Annotated in this window: 14 protein-coding genes and 1 pseudogene; 1 reads left to right on the forward strand and 14 read right to left on the reverse strand. The window is 47.2% G+C overall.

The window, feature by feature from the left end; translation table 11 throughout:
• The 13 genes and pseudogenes from ISALK_RS08555 to cobO form a co-directional block, all read right to left on the reverse strand.
• Nucleotides 1-294: acetyl-CoA carboxylase biotin carboxyl carrier protein subunit (locus ISALK_RS08555; RefSeq protein WP_160721256.1), on the reverse strand; the 294-nt coding region annotated here is incomplete at its 3' end.
• 70 nt (nucleotides 295-364) lie between these two features.
• A complete protein-coding gene (locus ISALK_RS08560; protein WP_160721258.1) occupies nucleotides 365-823 on the reverse strand; it encodes an OadG family protein in 459 nt (152 codons plus the stop codon).
• A 42-nt stretch (nucleotides 824-865) separates the two neighbouring features.
• The gene (locus tag ISALK_RS08565; protein ID WP_160721260.1) at nucleotides 866-2,413 is read right to left on the reverse strand and encodes an acyl-CoA carboxylase subunit beta; all 1,548 of its coding nucleotides are present in this window, start codon (nucleotides 2,411-2,413) and stop codon (nucleotides 866-868) included.
• Nucleotides 2,414-2,593: 180 nt separating this feature from the next.
• On the reverse strand, nucleotides 2,594-3,001 hold the full coding sequence (mce, locus tag ISALK_RS08570; protein WP_160721262.1) for a methylmalonyl-CoA epimerase: 408 nt from the start codon (nucleotides 2,999-3,001) through the stop codon (nucleotides 2,594-2,596).
• Nucleotides 2,988-3,950 carry a methylmalonyl Co-A mutase-associated GTPase MeaB gene (gene meaB / locus ISALK_RS08575; RefSeq protein WP_160721264.1) on the reverse strand — a complete coding sequence of 321 codons (963 nt, stop codon included), beginning with the start codon at nucleotides 3,948-3,950 and terminating at the stop codon, nucleotides 2,988-2,990. The genes mce and meaB overlap by 14 nt, the downstream gene beginning before the upstream one ends.
• A 151-nt stretch (nucleotides 3,951-4,101) precedes the next feature.
• Nucleotides 4,102-4,500 (reverse strand): cobalamin B12-binding domain-containing protein, encoded by a 399-nt coding sequence (locus tag ISALK_RS08580; protein ID WP_160721266.1) that lies wholly within the window; start codon nucleotides 4,498-4,500, stop codon nucleotides 4,102-4,104.
• 59 nt (nucleotides 4,501-4,559) lie between these two features.
• The gene (locus tag ISALK_RS08585; protein ID WP_160721268.1) at nucleotides 4,560-6,239 is read right to left on the reverse strand and encodes an acyl-CoA mutase large subunit family protein; all 1,680 of its coding nucleotides are present in this window, start codon (nucleotides 6,237-6,239) and stop codon (nucleotides 4,560-4,562) included.
• 792 nt (nucleotides 6,240-7,031) lie between these two features.
• Nucleotides 7,032-8,849: pseudogene (gene ftsH / locus ISALK_RS08590) on the reverse strand (ATP-dependent zinc metalloprotease FtsH); the annotation flags it as partial.
• A gap of 104 nt (nucleotides 8,850-8,953) precedes the next feature.
• Nucleotides 8,954-10,366, reverse strand: a complete 1,413-nt coding sequence (gene tilS, locus ISALK_RS08595; RefSeq protein WP_201756872.1) for a tRNA lysidine(34) synthetase TilS — start codon at nucleotides 10,364-10,366, stop codon at nucleotides 8,954-8,956.
• A gap of 92 nt (nucleotides 10,367-10,458) precedes the next feature.
• Complete coding sequence (locus ISALK_RS08600) at nucleotides 10,459-11,640, reverse strand: M20 metallopeptidase family protein (RefSeq protein ID WP_160721272.1); 1,182 nt, start codon at nucleotides 11,638-11,640, stop codon at nucleotides 10,459-10,461.
• A gap of 113 nt (nucleotides 11,641-11,753) precedes the next feature.
• Entirely contained in the window at nucleotides 11,754-12,965 is a 1,212-nt protein-coding gene (locus ISALK_RS08605; protein ID WP_160721274.1) for a PAS domain-containing sensor histidine kinase, read from the reverse strand.
• A gap of 199 nt (nucleotides 12,966-13,164) precedes the next feature.
• A complete protein-coding gene (locus ISALK_RS08610) occupies nucleotides 13,165-14,358 on the reverse strand; it encodes a carboxylate--amine ligase (RefSeq protein ID WP_160721276.1) in 1,194 nt (397 codons plus the stop codon).
• A 1-nt stretch (nucleotide 14,359) separates the two neighbouring features.
• Nucleotides 14,360-14,878: a cob(I)yrinic acid a,c-diamide adenosyltransferase gene (cobO, locus tag ISALK_RS08615; protein ID WP_160721278.1), complete on the reverse strand. Its 519-nt coding sequence runs from the start codon at nucleotides 14,876-14,878 to the stop codon at nucleotides 14,360-14,362.
• A gap of 189 nt (nucleotides 14,879-15,067) precedes the next feature.
• Between cobO and ISALK_RS08620 the strand changes: the two genes are divergently transcribed.
• Nucleotides 15,068-15,298 (forward strand): hypothetical protein, encoded by a 231-nt coding sequence (locus ISALK_RS08620; RefSeq protein ID WP_160721280.1) that lies wholly within the window; start codon nucleotides 15,068-15,070, stop codon nucleotides 15,296-15,298.
• 90 nt (nucleotides 15,299-15,388) lie between these two features.
• Here the strand turns inward: ISALK_RS08620 and kamE are convergent, their stop codons facing one another.
• Nucleotides 15,389-16,144 (reverse strand): lysine 5,6-aminomutase subunit beta, encoded by a 756-nt coding sequence (kamE, locus tag ISALK_RS08625; protein WP_160721282.1) that lies wholly within the window; start codon nucleotides 16,142-16,144, stop codon nucleotides 15,389-15,391.

Genomic DNA, 16,144 nt, shown 5'->3' on the forward strand with positions numbered 1-16,144 from the left:
ACCTTCTTCCACCGGGTCTCCCTCTTTCACTAAGACTTTCCAGATATTTCCCGGCATGGGGGCTTCCACGGTTTGAGCACCGGCGGGCGCCGCGGGGGCCGCTTCTTTTTTCGGTTCTTCCTTTTTCAGTTCTTCCTTTTTGGGAGCCGCGGCTTGGGCCGGCTTGGCTGCAGGCTGAGGGGCTGACTGGGCCGCCGGTTGTGCCGGTGCTTGAGGCGCGGCCCCTCCCTGTCCCACTTCTTCTACGTCCACTTCATAGGTCACACCGTTCACGGTGATATTAAACTTTTTCATATTGATGTTCCTCCTTCTATTTATCCCTTTTGGTTATTTTTAATGGATCCTGCGTTTTACCCGTACTGATTTATACCCGGTACATTTGATTGATCTGCTCCGTCCGTCCCGCTCTTCCCCAGGCCGGGGTGGTATCGGCGGTTCGTACGATGTTTCTTACCACGATGTTGTGGGTGGATGTTTCCATACTTGCGGCAATGGCGGCGGTAATCACCGCTACCAATTCTTCATCTTGCTGCTCCGCCGCAGAAGGCTCACGTTCTTCTTCCTTTACCGGTTCCGCCGCTGCGGGGGTTGAAGGCTTTTCTTCCGTGGCCTTGGCCGCCGGCTTTTGAGGCTGACGCAATAGTTTTTCCATAATATTGATGGCAAAATATAACAGGATCAATGCCATTAGTACGATTACAACCCCTAGGATCGTAACCTGAATACTGGCCGCCAGTTTATCGCCGAAGGACATCTCCACGCTGGGATCCCGCAGTCGGTCCAATAGGGTCTCCCCCGTAAGCAACGCTCTATTCATGTTCATTTAATCACCTCTTTGTTTAGTTCATAACCTTATAACCTAACCTTATACCGGGAAGTTTCCGTGTTTCTTCGCCGGTCTTGTTTCCCGTTTACTGGCCAGCATATCAAAGGCGTCCACCAGTCGTGCTCTTGTGGCAGCCGGTTCGATAACATCGTCTACGAAGCCTCGTTCCGCCGCCTTGTAGGGGGTGGCGAATTCCTCGGAGTACTGTTGGATTTTTTCTTCCCGGGTACGTTGAGGGTCGTCGGATTCCTTAATTTCTTTTCTGAAAATGATGTTGGCCGCTCCTTGAGGTCCCATTACCGCGATTTCCGCAGAAGGCCAGGCCAGTACCATATCGGCCCCCAGGTCCTTGGAACACATGGCAAGATAGGCTCCGCCGTAGGATTTTCGCACAATCAAAGTTACCTTCGGTACCGTGGCTTCGCTGTAGGCATAGAGCATTTTCGCTCCGTGTCGGATGATTCCCCCGTGTTCCTGTCCTTTTCCGGGCAGAAATCCGGGAACGTCCACTAAATTCAGTACCGGGATGTTAAAGCAGTCACAGGTTCGAATAAACCGTCCCGCCTTATCGGAAGCGTCAATATCCAAACAGCCGGCCAGAACCTTGGGCTGATTGGCAATGACCCCGACGCTGGCACCGTTGATTCGAATAAATCCGGTGATCATATTCATCGCATAGGTGGGCTGTACTTCATAAAAATCTCCCTCATCGGCGATGGCGGTGATGATGTCTTTCATATCATAGGGCTTGTTGGCATTTTCCGGTACAAAGCCTTCCATTTCCGGAAGCATGCGGTTTAAATCGTCTTCAATGGCGATTTGGGGTGCCCCTTCCATGTTGTTGGAGGGCAAAAAGCTTAAGAGTCTTCGAATTTCCCCTAAACATTCTTCGTCGTCGGAGGCCTTCACATGGGCCACACCGCTTTTGGTATTATGAGTGGTGGCGCCCCCTAATTCTTCCGAGGTCACCTCTTCTCCCGTTACGGACTTGACCACTTCCGGTCCCGTAATAAACATTTGACTGGTTTTATCCACCATAAAGATAAAGTCCGTCAGGGCCGGGGAATAAACCGCTCCACCGGCGCAGGGTCCCATGATGGCGGAAATCTGGGGAACCACTCCGGAGGCGATGGTGTTGTTGTAAAAAATCTGACCGTATCCCGACAGGGCATCCACCGCCTCTTGGATTCTTGCCCCTCCCGAGTCATTGAGTCCCACTATGGGGGCCCCCATTTTCAGGGATAATTCCTGGGTCTTCACAATCTTCTTCGCGTGCATCTCTCCTAAGGATCCCCCAACCACGGTGAAATCCTGGGCGTAGGCATAAACCAGTTTTCCGTGTACTTTCCCGTAACCGGTTACCACCCCTTCTCCCGGAGCATCGACCTTTTCCATTCCGAAGTTGACACATCGGTGTTTCATATGGGCATCGATTTCAACGAAGCTTCCCTCATCAAACAGTAGGTTGATTCGTTCTCTCGCCGTCAATTTTCCTTTGGCATGCTGCTTCTCGATTCTTTTTTCTCCACCGCCGGCTCGGATTTTTTCTTTCCGCCGACGCAGTTCTTCTAGTCTCTCTGTGGCCATTTACCATAACCTCCTAAATAAATAGTGTTCTATGTTCGTCCTATGATTTTACACCTAAACATTATAACATAGTTCCTCTCATCGAAAACCCTTTTTTCCCACTTTCCCCGGGGAATCAAGGATTTTTTTATGACCAGGTGCCAATACTATGTTCTGATAATGAACAAACCGGTAAAAAAACTAATCTTCCCGTTCACTCAGCTCAATTAACACCCCGTTGGTATCCTTCGGGTGACAAAAAGCGATTTTCGCACCGCCGGCTCCGTAACGGGGTTTTTCGTCGATCATCCGGATGCCCTTTTCCTTCATGGAAGCAATGGCCTTTTCAATATCCTCCACCCGGTAGGCCATGTGTTGGATGCCTTCCCCTTTTTTCTCGATGAACTTCGCAATGGGACCTTCGGGATCCGTGGACTCCAGAAGCTCCACCTCCGTATCTCCGATGGGCAGGAAGGCCACCCGTACTTTTTGTTCCTCCACGGTTTCTTTGCCTTCGCATTTGATGCCCAGTACATCCTCATAGAAGGAAAGGGATTTTTCCAGATCCTTCACCGCAATTCCGATATGATCCAATTTAGTGGTTTTCATATTTTTCAGCCTCCTTTTTTATCATCTTTCTTAGAATCTCTTCACTGGCGCTGTAGGGGTTCGATTGCCGCTGGGCCACTTCCCTGGAAAAGGCCTTGATGTCTTTTAAAATATCCTCTTCCCGTAAAAGGTCCTGCATCATCCGATCCTTGATCAGCTCCAGGATTTCAATCTCACTGCTTTTGACTCTTCGGTTCAGCATTTCTCCCGATTCATCCAAATAGGCCAGATGGTCTTTGACCGCTTCTAAGAGCTCTTCAATCCCTTTGTTTTGAATGGCCACCACCCGCTTTACCGGCGGACGCCAGTCACTGTGGGCATAATCCAGCATATTGTCAATTTCCCGGTGGGTTTTTGCCGCCCCGTCCCGATCCGCCTTATTGATGGCAAATACGTCGCCGATTTCCATGATCCCGGCTTTGATCGCCTGGATGTCGTCACCAAGACCGGGAACCATGACCATCAACACCGTATCCGCGGTTTTCATGATGTCCACTTCCGACTGGCCCACCCCTACGGTTTCGATAAAGATATAATCCATTCCGTAGAGGTCCAGGGCTTTCACCGCTCCCTGGGTGGCTTTGGAAAGACCGCCCAGGTGCCCCCGGGTGCCCATACTTCGGATAAATACCCCGGGATCCACCGCAAGGTCCGTCATTCGAATCCGGTCTCCTAAAATGGAGCCGCCGGAAAAGGGACTGGTGGGATCCACGGCGATGATCCCCACGGTTTTATCTTCCTTTCGAAGGGCTTTGACCAGTTTATCCGTCAAGGTGCTTTTCCCTGCACCGGGAGGACCGGTGATGCCGATGACCTTGGCGTTTCCCGTATACTGATAGAGTTCCCCCAGGATCTTTATGGCCTCGGGATCATTATTCTCCAGCATGGTAATCATACGGGCCGTCGCTTTTTTGTTCCCGTTTCTCAGTTTTTCCTTTAAATTAACCATAATTCACCGCCCGTCTGTATCCTTTAGTTACATTATCATTTATCCATTCGTTTATTAGATTAGTTGATTACATTAGTTGATTACATTAGTTGATTACATAGGGAAGTAGATGATTATGATAAACCATCTACTTCTATTTTTTTTGCCTGTTTTATTTCTTTAAGTTCTCCTTGATAAAGTCCACGGTGACACCGGTGGGGGTCCCCGGGGTGAATACCGATTCAACCCCTGCATCTATCAGGTTTTGAATGTCATCGGCGGGAATCACGCCTCCGGCCAGTACCAGCACTTCATCATAAACCCCTTCTTCCTTCAGGCGCTCTACCACCTTGGGCAGCAGATGATTGTGGGCTCCGGATAAAATACTCAGGGCCAACACATCCACATCTTCTTGAATCGCCGTTTGTACAATTTGATCCGGGGTTTGTCGAAGTCCTGTATAGACCACTTCCATCCCTGCATCTCGTAAGGCTCTTGCAATAACCTTGGCTCCTCGATCATGCCCATCCAAACCCGGTTTTGCCACTAATACTCGTATCGGTTTATCCATGAAAAAGACCTCCTCTATATTTTCCATAATATTCTATGATCTTTTATGCTGTATATTAATTAGATGACAACGCTTTGCTGATACTCTCCGAATACCTCTCGTAAAACGTCGCAAATTTCTCCTAAGGTTGCATAGGATTTAACCGCCTCCAGAATGAAGGGCATGGTGTTATCCTTTCCTTCCGCGGCTTTTTTCAGTGCTTGTAGTTTTTCCTTCACCGCAGCCTCATCCCGAGATTCCTTGGTTTTGGAAATTTTATCCCGTTGCAGCTCCTCTACCTTCGGGTCTACTTTTAAAAGACCTTCCACCGGTTTTTCATCCACTTGGAATTTATTCATTCCTACCACAATTCGTTCTTCTTTTTCCAGCTCTTTTTGATAGTTGTAGGAGCTGTCCATGATTTCCTTTTGAATATAGCCCTGTTCGATGGCTTCCGGAGCACCCCCCAGTTCATCGATTTTTTCGATGTATTTCAGCGCTTCTTCTTCGATGGAGTTTGTTAAACTCTCTACATAGAAGGAGCCGGCTAAAGGATCCACGGTATCCGCCACTCCGCTTTCATGGGCCACTACTTGCTGGGTTCTCAGGGCCACTCTTACGGAGTCCTCCGTGGGAAGAGCCATGGCTTCATCCTTTGAATTCGTGTGAAGGGACTGGGTGCCTCCAAGAACCGCAGCCAGGGTTTGCACTGCCACACGAACAATATTATTATCCGGTTGTTGGGCCGTTAAGGTGGATCCGGCGGTTTGGGTATGGAATTTCAGTTGCATGGACTTCGGATTTTTTGCCCCGAAGCGTTCCTTCATGATCTTCGCCCAAAGCTTTCGTGCGGCCCGGAACTTTGCCACTTCTTCCAGTAAATCATTATGAGAGTTAAAGAAGAAGGACAGTCGCGGCGCAAAGGAGTCCACGTCCAAGCCCGCTTTGATTGCGGCTTCCACATAGGCAATTCCATCGGCTAAAGTAAAAGCCACTTCCTGGGTTGCCGAGGATCCCGCTTCCCGAATATGATATCCGGAAATACTGATGGTATTCCAATTCGGTACTTCCTTTGAACAGTAGGCAAAAATATCGGTGATCAGCCTCATGGATTCTTCCGTTGGAAAGATATAAGTTCCCCGGGCTATGTATTCCTTTAGAATGTCATTTTGAATGGTTCCCCGTAACTTATCCGCACTGACGCCCTGCTTTTCTCCCACGGCAATATACATCGCCAGAAGCACCGCAGCCGGGGCATTGATGGTCATGGAAGTACTGACTTTGTCCAGGGGGATTCCGTCAAATAAAATCTCCATGTCCTTTAAGGAATCAATGGCCACCCCGACTTTTCCCACTTCTCCCTGGGCCAGTTCATGATCCGAGTCATAGCCGATTTGGGTGGGCAGGTCAAAGGCTACGGAAAGTCCCGTCTGACCCTGGTCCAGCAAGTACTTATATCGTTGGTTGGATTCCTCCGCCGTGGCAAACCCGGCGTACTGGCGCATGGTCCAGAACCGACTGCGGTACATGGTGGGTTGAACCCCTCTAGTGTAGGGATATTCTCCCGGGAATCCTAAATCCTCCTGATAGTCCATCCCTTCGATATCCTCGGGAGTATAAAGCCGTTCAACGGTTTTCCCGGAGGTGTTGGTGAACTCTTCTTTCCTTTCCGGGAATCGACTTAAGGCTTTATCCACCTTTTCCTGTTGCCATCTTTCTTTTTCCTTTTTTACCTGTTCTACTTTCTCTTTTTCAAACATCCTGTTTCCTCCCTTAAAATTAGTTTAAAATGGAAACCAGCAATCTTTCAATTGTGATAAACCCTGCTCATTTCAAAAATCTTCTTGTCCCTTTGAATCACGAGACCACAGATTTTTAAAACTTCTTTTGCTTTTGGCTTTGCAATTTTTTTGCAAGTATTATTTCATTCCTTGCAAGATGTTGAAATTTCAACTCTATACCTATAGACATTCTACATTTTTTGCTACCCTTGTGCAAGGTTTATTTTTAATTTTCTTATAATGCACCGCTTTGTAAACCTTCTCTTTTCATGCCTGCAACCTTTTTTCCACGGAAAAAACACCCCGGGAGATCCTCCCGGGGTGTTTTAACAGTGTTTCCTATTCAGGTTATTGATTCTTTTTCTCTTCGCTCTCTTTTTCGCTGTCATCGGAATCTTTTGGGTCTTCGTCGGTTTTGGCGTGCTCCTCAGCACTGCCCTCCCGGGCTTCCCCTTGTTCCTTAGGCGCTTCTTCCTTCGGGCCCTCTTCTGTTGTAGAGTCCTCTTTTGCAGAGTCCTCCTCCCGGTTGCCCTCTTTAAAGCTCTCCTCCGATTCTTTTTGTTGATGACCTTCCCGTACTTCTCTTTGAATCTCTTGCAGTTTTTCTTCCTGCTCTTTTATTTCCTTCGGATTTTTTTCAACCTGACGGTCTTTTTTCCGCTGTTCTTTAAATTCCTTCTCTTCTTTTTCCGAATCGATTTCCGCCTGAATTTTAATGGAGGCCAGTTTTTTCTCTAGGCTGTCCGCCGTATCCTCTTCTTCCACGGTCACCAGTCCTTTGAAAATCTTTTCAAACTGGAATCCGTTGATGGTCTCCTTCTTCAGAAGGGCCTGGGCCACGGCTTCTAACTGTTCGGAATGTTCTTCAAGAATTTTAATGGCCGCTTCATAAGCGCCATCCACAAATCGTTTGATTTCACGATCCACCCGGGAAGCCACTTCTTCCGAGTAATCCCTTTTGGAGGCAAAGTCTTTGCCGAGGAATACCTCGTCGTCGCCGCTACCGAAGGTCATGGGACCCAGTTTTTCACTCATGCCGTACTTGGTCACCATGGCTTTGGTCACCTGGGACACCCGTTGCAAGTCGTTTTGGGCACCGGTGCTGATATCATCCAGTTTCAGTTTTTCCGCTACCCGGCCACCGAGGAGATGGATCAGATGCTCTTCCATTTCCGTTTTGGTGGCATAGGATTTGTCCTCCTCCGGCAGGATCATGGTAAATCCTCCCGCACGGCCTCTGGGGACGATGGTGATTTGATGTACCGGATCGGAACTGGGCAGGCATCTTGCCGCCACCGCATGCCCCGCCTCGTGATAGGCGGTAATTCTTCGTTCCTTCTCACTGATCACCCGGCTTTTCTTCTCGATACCGGCGATGACTTTGGTAATGGCCTCTTCGATGGTGGCCATATTGATTCTTTTCGCCCGCCGTCGAGCCGTCAGTAGAGCGGCTTCATTCATAAGGTTTTCAATATCCGCCGGGGTAAAGCCCGGGGTTCTTCGAGCCAGAACTTTAACATTCACATCGTCATCCAGGGGCTTGCCCTTGGAGTGAATATGCAATATCGCTTCTCTTCCTTTAATATCCGGAAGTCCCACTTCCACCTTTCGGTCAAATCGTCCCGGTCGTAGGAGGGCCGGGTCTAAAATATCCGGTCGGTTGGTGGCGGCTACAATGATGATTCCTTCATTAATGCCGAAACCGTCCATTTCCACCAGTAACTGATTCAGGGTTTGTTCCCGTTCATCATGGCCTCCGCCGAGACCGGCTCCCCTTTTTCTACCCACCGCATCAATCTCATCAATAAAGACAATGCAGGGGGAACTTTTCTTCGCCTGTTCGAACAAGTCCCGTACCCGGGAGGCTCCAACACCGACAAACATTTCCACAAAGTCGGACCCACTGATGCTGTAAAAGGGTACGCCGGCTTCACCGGCAACGGCTTTGGTGATGTAGGTTTTTCCTGTCCCCGGGGGACCCACCATTAATACGCCTTTGGGAATTCTTGCTCCCAGTTCAATAAATCGTTTCGGGGATTTTAAGAAATCCACCAGTTCCGATAATTCTTCCTTTTCTTCGTCCATACCTTCCACATCATCAAAGGTAACCTTCTGTCGGTCCTCTTCTTTTTGCAGTTTGGCTTTGCTCTTTCCAAAGTTCATCACTTTACTGCCGCCGCCCTGGGACTGCTGCATAAATACAAACCAGAAAACCACAAACACCAGAATGATCAATAATGTGGGTAACATATTGATAAACCACGGGGTTTCCGCCGGGGGTTCTCCACCCACGGTTAAGTCCGCTTCATCCATCTTCTCGGTTAAAATTTCGGTAAACCGGGCGTCATCATATACATCCGGAATATAGGAAGTAAATTCCTGTTCCTCTCCGTTTACCAAACGGACACCATCCACGGAACGCTCCTGGGTATTAATTGAAACGATCTGGTCATTCATTAAGTCCTGGTATAGTTCCGAAAACTCTATATCTTCGATCTCTTGGGCTTCCATTCCCCATCTTTGTACAATTAAGAGCAGTACAATAAAAATTAAGATGTAAAAACTAGCACCACGGAAAAATTTCCTCAACAAAAGTCCTCCTCTCATTCTCCTGTTCATTTAAACACTTTAAATATTTTAACACAAGGATTTTTAAAAAACAACTGGAACCCTTGCTTTACTCCAAAATTCTATCATTTCACAAGCCGAATGGAAAGTATTCGTTGAGTTTCCTCCGTGACTTTATATTTATCACTTATTCGATACCCCACTACCCATAAAATATCTTTTTCATGACAGATCAGGGGGATTAAATCCCTCTCCCGCCGATCCACTTTGCAGTCAATCAAAAAGTCCTTCAGCTTTTTTTTCCCGGAAAGACCCAGGGGCCAAAACCGGTCTCCCTCTCTTCGGTTTCTGACAAGGATCTTTCCCTTAATTTTGTCATAATCGAAGTATTTCACAAACTTATCCCTGCTGACTTTAGACACCTCATCCTTGGAAAACACCTTCAGTTCAAAACTTGCCTTCAAGGGATGGACATAGGTGATCTCTCCCACTGCCAGTTCTTCCTTAAAAGACTCCACGTCTTCTTTGCTTCCCCGGGTGAAAATCAGTTTGTCATAACTGATGAAGGCTTCAAGGTTCATCGGTAAGTGGAGGGCTTTTCCCGTCGCTTTTTTTGCCAGCAGCCCCAAGAGGTTTTGCACCTGCTGATAACTTAACAGCTCTCCCCTTCCCAAGAGCTCTTCCCCGGCCCGTCGAAGGATCCGGGCTTTGATTGCCGGGTGCTGCTTTTCTAAGGCGGGAATCGAAAAAGATACCTGATCTTTTTTCTCAAAACACACCAGCTCTTTATACCTACCTTCCCCTTCTTGTTCAAGGTAATCATAATCCTCTTTTAAAATGTTCGCGGTTTTCACCAGGCTTTGTAAGACGGAAGGGTTGTAGTTTTCCTCCAGGTAGGGAATCAGTTCTCGGCGGATTTTGTTGCGGTGATAAATACTGGTTAAGTTTGTTTGATCGGTCCGGGGAGCTAAATTATGATCGTTGCAGTAAGCCTCGATTTCCCCGCGGGACACATCAAGCAGAGGACGAATAACCTGATCCCTTTTATACTGGATCGCCGTAAGGCCCTGCATTCCTGTGCCTCGCAAAAGACGCATCAATACGGTCTCCGCCTGATCGTTTTTGTTGTGCCCCACCGCAATTTTGGAGGCCCCCACTTTTTTCAGGACTTCCTCAAAGAACTCATACCGAAGGATTCGCCCCGCCTGTTCCGAGGTTAGCTGCTGCTCTTTGGCATAGGTCTGCACATCCATGCTTTTGACAAAACAGATAATGTCCAGTTCCTCACATAGGTTCAGGACGTACTGGGCATCCATCTGGGCGTCGATTCCCCGGATATTATGATTTAAATGAGCCCCGTATACTTCAATCCCCAAACGGGATTTCAATCGATGGAGTAAATGCAGCAAGGTTACGGAATCCGGTCCTCCGGAAACCGCCACTACAATTTTATCTTCGGCTTTTAGCAATCGGTGCTCATCAATGGTATTCAATAGTTGTTTTACGATGCTTTCTTCGGTTGTTTCGTCACTCTTCATAGAATCTCCTCACTTTATAGAGTACCTATTCATTATGATAACATAAGATGCCCCTATAGCCTATGGCATATTTGTGCTCTATGAGGTTTTTTTTACCCTTCCAGGAAATCCATGGCAGTTTTAGCATACAGGGCGGCCACCATACCCAGTCGATTTTCATCAATGTCAAAATGAGGGTTGTGAAGATTGTACACCAAATTCTTTTCCTCATCATAATTTCCGATTCTCAAAAAGGTTCCCGGAATTCTTTCCAGATAAAAGGCAAAATCCTCTCCGGCCATGGAGGGCTTCTTTCCCTCCAACACCCGTTCTTTGCCCAGAAGTTCCTCTGCAACCCCTTGGGCAAATTCCGTAAACTCTTCATTATTAATGGTTGCCGGGTATAAATGGGTGATTTTCAGGGAGTAATCCGCTCCGTAATAGTCTGTAACATTTTTTACGATGTTTTCAATTTTCTCCGGGAGGGCCAGCCTCAGTTCATTGTTTAAGGTTCGAAAGGTTCCCTTTAACAGGGCTTTATCCGGCATAACATTATAGGTTTCTCCCGCCTGAAAGGAGCAGATGGATATCACCAGATTTTCCAAAGGGTCCATCCCTCGGCTGGTTAAACTTTGTAACCGCTGAAGAATTTCCTGGCCGATCAGAATCGGATCAATATTTTCATGGGGCCTGGCCGCATGTCCGCCTTTTCCGTGAATTTCCAGGTACAATTGTCCCGTGGAAGCCATCACCGGTCCCTTGACCACCTCAACGCTTCCCCCCGGGGTGTCCGGCCAAACATGGCCTCCGAGGATTGCCTCTACCTTGGGATTATCCAATACCCCTTCTTCAATCATGGGTTTTGCTCCCCCGGTGCTCTCCTCCGCCGGTTGAAAGATGAATTTCACATTTCCCTTTAATCGGGACTGATATTTTTTCAGCAATTTAGCCGCGCCGATCACATAGGTCATATGGGCGTCATGGCCGCAGGCATGCATTTTCCCCGACACCTTCGATCGGTAGGATGCGGTGCTCTCCTCCTGTAAGGGGAGGGCATCCATATCTGCCCGAAGAGCAATGGTTTTCCCCGGTGCTTTTCCTCTCAACAATGCCACCACTCCGGTTTTCGCCACTCCCGTTGTCACTTCCAGTCCTATATCCTTTAAAATCTTTGCAATCATGGCCCCGGTTCTTTCTTCTTCATATCCAAGTTCCGGATACTGATGCAACTGTCTTCGGATTTCGATCAGCTCTTCTTTTAATGCCTCGCCGCTTTTTAGCCAGGGTATATTCATGGTTTGCCTCCTCTACAACACTTTTTTTACGACCATGGTTTTCCTTTCCTTGAATTCCATAGCTCTCCCTAAACTTCAGAAAGTTTTGCATCCCGGATCTGCAAGGTTTTGCATCAGTCCTTGGGATTGTTCAGCTTTAAACTGAAATAAAAGGTGCTTCCTCTTCCCAACTCGCTCTCCATCCATATTTTCCCTTTCATTAAGTCCACCATGCTCTTGGCGATGGTAAGGCCCAGTCCGGTGCCTCCATATCTTCGGTTAAAGGCCCCTTCGCTTTGGGTAAAGGGCTTGAAAATCCTCTGGCCCATTTCTCTGGAAATCCCTATTCCCGTATCCTGAATCGCGAACTGAATTTCCGAATAATATTTGGTCTTTTTCCTTGCACCGGCCCTCACATGGATTTCTCCCTGTTCCGTAAACTTCAGTGCATTGTTTAAAAGGTTTTCCAAAACCTGCATCACCTTTTCCCGGTCCCCGGATACCATCTTGGGGAGGGTTTCCTCCATATCCAGAAATAAAGAGACCCCCTTTTCCACCCCCTGGGGCTTATACTTAACCAGGAGTTCTTCCAGGAGCTCATGGGTATTAAACTTACGGTTTGCCAATTTCACATTATTGGTTTCGATTTTCGAAAGGTCCAGTACGTCCTGGATGACTTTGGAAAGATTTTTGGAGGATTGTTCAATTTCACCGATATATTCTCTTTGCTCTTCGTTTAATTCCGTATCCTTTAACAGATAAACAAAACCCAGAATCCCGTTCATGGGCGTATTGATCTCATGATTCATATTGGCTAAAAACTGATTTTTCATGTCGTTGGCCAGATGGGCCTGGTTTGCCAATCGATTGGAAGCCTTAATGGCTTTTTCAAGTTTTTTGTTGATGTATTCCAACTCCACCTGTGTTCTTAAGAGCTCATCTTCCTTTTTTCTTTTCTCCGTAATATTATTGCCGATGCCCCGATATTCCAGAATCTCTTTCCCCTCTCCAATTTCCGGATACTCGGTGAGCTGCAGGGTTTTGATATTATGGTTTTTATCAAAAACCTCGATAGGATAGGTTCTTTTTCCTTTACCGGGACTTTCACTGGTATTGGATTTAAGCCGGCACATATCCATTTTCTTATTGATGGGATTATTGGTAAGAAAATTTCTGAATTGGCTGATAAACTCCTCACTGGTAAATCCTAATATATTTTTAATCGATGCACTCATATAGGTAAAGTCTCCGTCGGGATTTCGAGAATAAAAAAAATATTCATCCCCGAAAGTCTCCAGGATCTGTTGTATTTTTTTGTCACTTCCCCAGCTTTCTTCCGTAATCATGCTAATTCCTCCATGGTCAAGATATACTGTCTAGGTTTCTACCCGATTTATCACTTTTAAAACTTCCCTAACAGAAAAAACTGCAGAGATTTTTCTCTCCACAGTCTAGCGTTGCCTGTTGCTTTATTTCCTTTGGAAAGACCCTGTCCTACAGCGGTTCTATAAAGCGCCCTAGCCAAGAGCCTTTAGAACTCCCTTGTTATTGGTTTCTTTTGAACAGTCGTTTCGGAATCTTTTTCGCCATCATGCCATTGTACTTCAGCACCGGGCGAAGATCCTTCCAATCGAAAATCGCCGGCGCTTTGGGTCGCATCAGGGAGCCCAGCACCTCTTTAAGGGACCATTCCCCGGATTTCAAGTAGCCCCTTACGGCCCACAAATCCTCGTAAAGATACCAAAAAACCCGGTTTTTTGTTTCCCGAACCTCTTGGGGGGGCAAGGGGTTTCCCGTGAGATCCCGGTAAAGAATATAGGGCATGTTCAGTCCGATTTTTTCCAGCAAGGTGTTAAAGTTCACAATCCGCACATTGATTTCCATCAAATAGTACCTACCATTGTTTTCATCTTTTTTGAACTCCAACTCGGCGAAGCCTTTAAATCCGATATCCTCTAAAATCTTCTTTCCGTAATCGAAAATATCTTCATTGTAATAATGTTCCGTGTACACCGAGGCTCCGTAATCATTAGGATATAACCTTAATAAGTGGAAGCTGCTGCAATGACTTACCCTTCCCGAGGCATTCACATAGGCATCAAAGGTATATTTGTTGGTATCGGGACCTTCAATGATCCTCTGCACCACCACCTTTAGATCCCTGCTTTCAGCTTTTTCAATGGCTTCGGTCAGCTCCTGTTCATTTTGAACCTTGAAAAGCTTTTTGCGAAAGGTCTTCACAAAACTATGGGAGTCCACCGGCTTGACCACACAGGGATAGCCCAACTCTTCCCGGACCTTTTTATAGAGATTGTCCTCGCTAATTTCCAAGGTTTCGGGAACCAGGATTCCCCCTTCCTTCATCATGGCATAAAGCCGGTCCTTGTCCACAATGGTGCTTAAATAGCCCTGGGGAATATCCGGCAGCAAATAGACGGTTTTCAACCGGTCCCAGTAACGGTCCACCATTTCCACGTAGGGATCCGCCGTGGGAATAAGCACCGGGGGGCGCTCCTGCTTTTTCCCATAGGCCATTAGATAATCGATAAACCCCTCGGGATCCTCTTTGTAGTAGGGGCCGATCAGGGAGCTTGTTACGTATTTGGAATAGGATCCGTAGGCTTCCTCTTGATTGTAATCCACGGTTGTCACCGGTACCCCCATTTTTCCCAGACACCGAACCGTACTCAGTCCGATGTAATAATTGGATCCCAATACCACAGCTTGATGTTTTTCCATTTTATTTCTCAATCCCCGTTCTGGACTTGACCCCTTGTTTATAATAATGTTTGACTTCTTTCATCTCCGTAACCAGGTCCGCGGCCTCAATAATTTCTTCCTTTGCATAACGGCCGGTAATAATCAGTTCGATTTTTTCATTTTTATTCTTGATAATATCCAGTACCTCTTCCAGGGCAAAAAGATCGTAGTGCAGGGCGATATTCACTTCATCCATAATCACCACATCGTATTTTCCGCTCTTGATGATCCCCGCCATTTTCCGAAGCCCCCGCTTGGCAATCTCCACATCCTCTTTTTTAGGGCTGTTACAAATAAAACAATCCCGTCCATACTGCTCGATGCGAAAACCGGGGAGATAATCCATGGCTTTTAACTCGCTGTAATCCATTCCTTTAACGAATTGTCCCATAAACACTTTTTTTCCGGCGCAAACCGCGCGCAGGGCAAGACCCAGTGCGGCGGTGGTCTTTCCTTTTCCGTCCCCGGTGTAAACCTGTACGTATCCTTTACTGTCCATTGTAAAACTCCTCTCTGTTTTTTCTTTACTATATCATATTTTTTTCTTCCTTTGAATAACTTTCAACCTTATTCCAAAATCCCGAAAGTTTTTTAAGGTTTTTCGCGTCGCAAAATTTTTATTGGGTATACATATAAAAATCACATAAAAGTTTGAAACAAAAGTCTTTATAAGGAAAGGAGCATGACTATGACAAGCCCTAAAGATCTTAAAAATGATCAGAAAAAAAAGAAGACCTTGGTAAAATGCGAAGCCAAGGGGGGAAAGGAAGTTACCCCGGAAGAATGCGAATACCAGAACCAAAAAGATAAGGCAAGAGAAAAGGGCCGGGAAAAACCTCCGGAAAAATCCGCAGGTAGAGATGCCGGCAATCGGCTGTGTATCAACTGCGATAATTACCCTCCCTTTAATAAAATGTAAGCCTAACTACATTCACTCCTCCCTAAAAAAGCGTGCCCCGAAGTATGGGGGCACGCTTTTTGCTTTCCTGGTGCACCGGTTCTCCCTCGATTACACCAGTTTTCGTTGAACCATTTCATCCACCACAAAGGAGGCCACGTCCTCGGCATAGGACCCAATGCCAAACCCGGCGTCATAACCCAGTTCCTTGGCCAGTTCGTGATTGAGTCTCGGTCCGCCGCAGACCACCACCATTTTTTCCCGAAGGCCTTCCGCCTCCAAGAGTTCGATCAACTCCGTTAAATTGGGAATGTGCACATCCTTTTGGGTAACCACCTGGGATACCAGGATGGCATCGGCCTTCAGCTCAATGGCTTTGGCCACCAGTTCTTCATTGGGCACCTGGGAACCCATATTCACCGCTTCGATGCCATTGTACCGTTCCAGCCCGTAATGTCCGTCATACCCTTTCATGTTCATTATCGCATCAATGCCCACGGTATGGGCGTCGGAACCGGTACAGGCCCCGATAATGGTGATGTCCCGTTTGATTTTTTCTTCAATGAAGGCTTCCACCTCTTTTTTCGACAGGGTTTCCACTTCTACCTTGGGTACTTCTATACCGGTGTAGTCAATGGAAGCGGCACATCGGCCGTAGACCACGAAAAATGAAAATCCCGGCCCCATATTCTTCATGCTTACCACACTGGGATCCTCGAGCCCCATTTTCAGTGCCAGACGCCGGGCCGCCTCCTTGGCCTCCTCATCCGCCGACACCGGCAGGGTAAAACTCATTTGCACCATTCCGTCATTTAACGTGTCCCCGTAGGGTTTCACTTTGGTTAAATCCACCTTCTCCAATGCCAT

The organism is Isachenkonia alkalipeptolytica (assembly GCF_009910325.1).
GTDB lineage: Bacteria > Bacillota > Clostridia > Peptostreptococcales > T1SED10-28 > Isachenkonia > Isachenkonia alkalipeptolytica.

Coding starts and splice junctions, on each gene's coding strand:
- ISALK_RS08560 (WP_160721258.1), bottom strand. CDS start 823: ATGAACATGAATAGAGCGTTGCTTACGGGGGAGACCCTATTGGACCGA.
- ISALK_RS08565 (WP_160721260.1), bottom strand. CDS start 2,413: ATGGCCACAGAGAGACTAGAAGAACTGCGTCGGCGGAAAGAAAAAATC.
- mce (WP_160721262.1), bottom strand. CDS start 3,001: ATGAAAACCACTAAATTGGATCATATCGGAATTGCGGTGAAGGATCTG.
- meaB (WP_160721264.1), bottom strand. CDS start 3,950: ATGGTTAATTTAAAGGAAAAACTGAGAAACGGGAACAAAAAAGCGACG.
- ISALK_RS08580 (WP_160721266.1), bottom strand. CDS start 4,500: ATGGATAAACCGATACGAGTATTAGTGGCAAAACCGGGTTTGGATGGG.
- ISALK_RS08585 (WP_160721268.1), bottom strand. CDS start 6,239: ATGTTTGAAAAAGAGAAAGTAGAACAGGTAAAAAAGGAAAAAGAAAGA.
- tilS (WP_201756872.1), bottom strand. CDS start 10,366: ATGAAGAGTGACGAAACAACCGAAGAAAGCATCGTAAAACAACTATTG.
- ISALK_RS08600 (WP_160721272.1), bottom strand. CDS start 11,640: ATGAATATACCCTGGCTAAAAAGCGGCGAGGCATTAAAAGAAGAGCTG.
- ISALK_RS08605 (WP_160721274.1), bottom strand. CDS start 12,965: ATGATTACGGAAGAAAGCTGGGGAAGTGACAAAAAAATACAACAGATC.
- ISALK_RS08610 (WP_160721276.1), bottom strand. CDS start 14,358: ATGGAAAAACATCAAGCTGTGGTATTGGGATCCAATTATTACATCGGA.
- cobO (WP_160721278.1), bottom strand. CDS start 14,878: ATGGACAGTAAAGGATACGTACAGGTTTACACCGGGGACGGAAAAGGA.
- ISALK_RS08620 (WP_160721280.1), top strand. CDS start 15,068: ATGACAAGCCCTAAAGATCTTAAAAATGATCAGAAAAAAAAGAAGACC.
- kamE (WP_160721282.1), bottom strand. CDS start 16,144: ATGGCATTGGAGAAGGTGGATTTAACCAAAGTGAAACCCTACGGGGAC.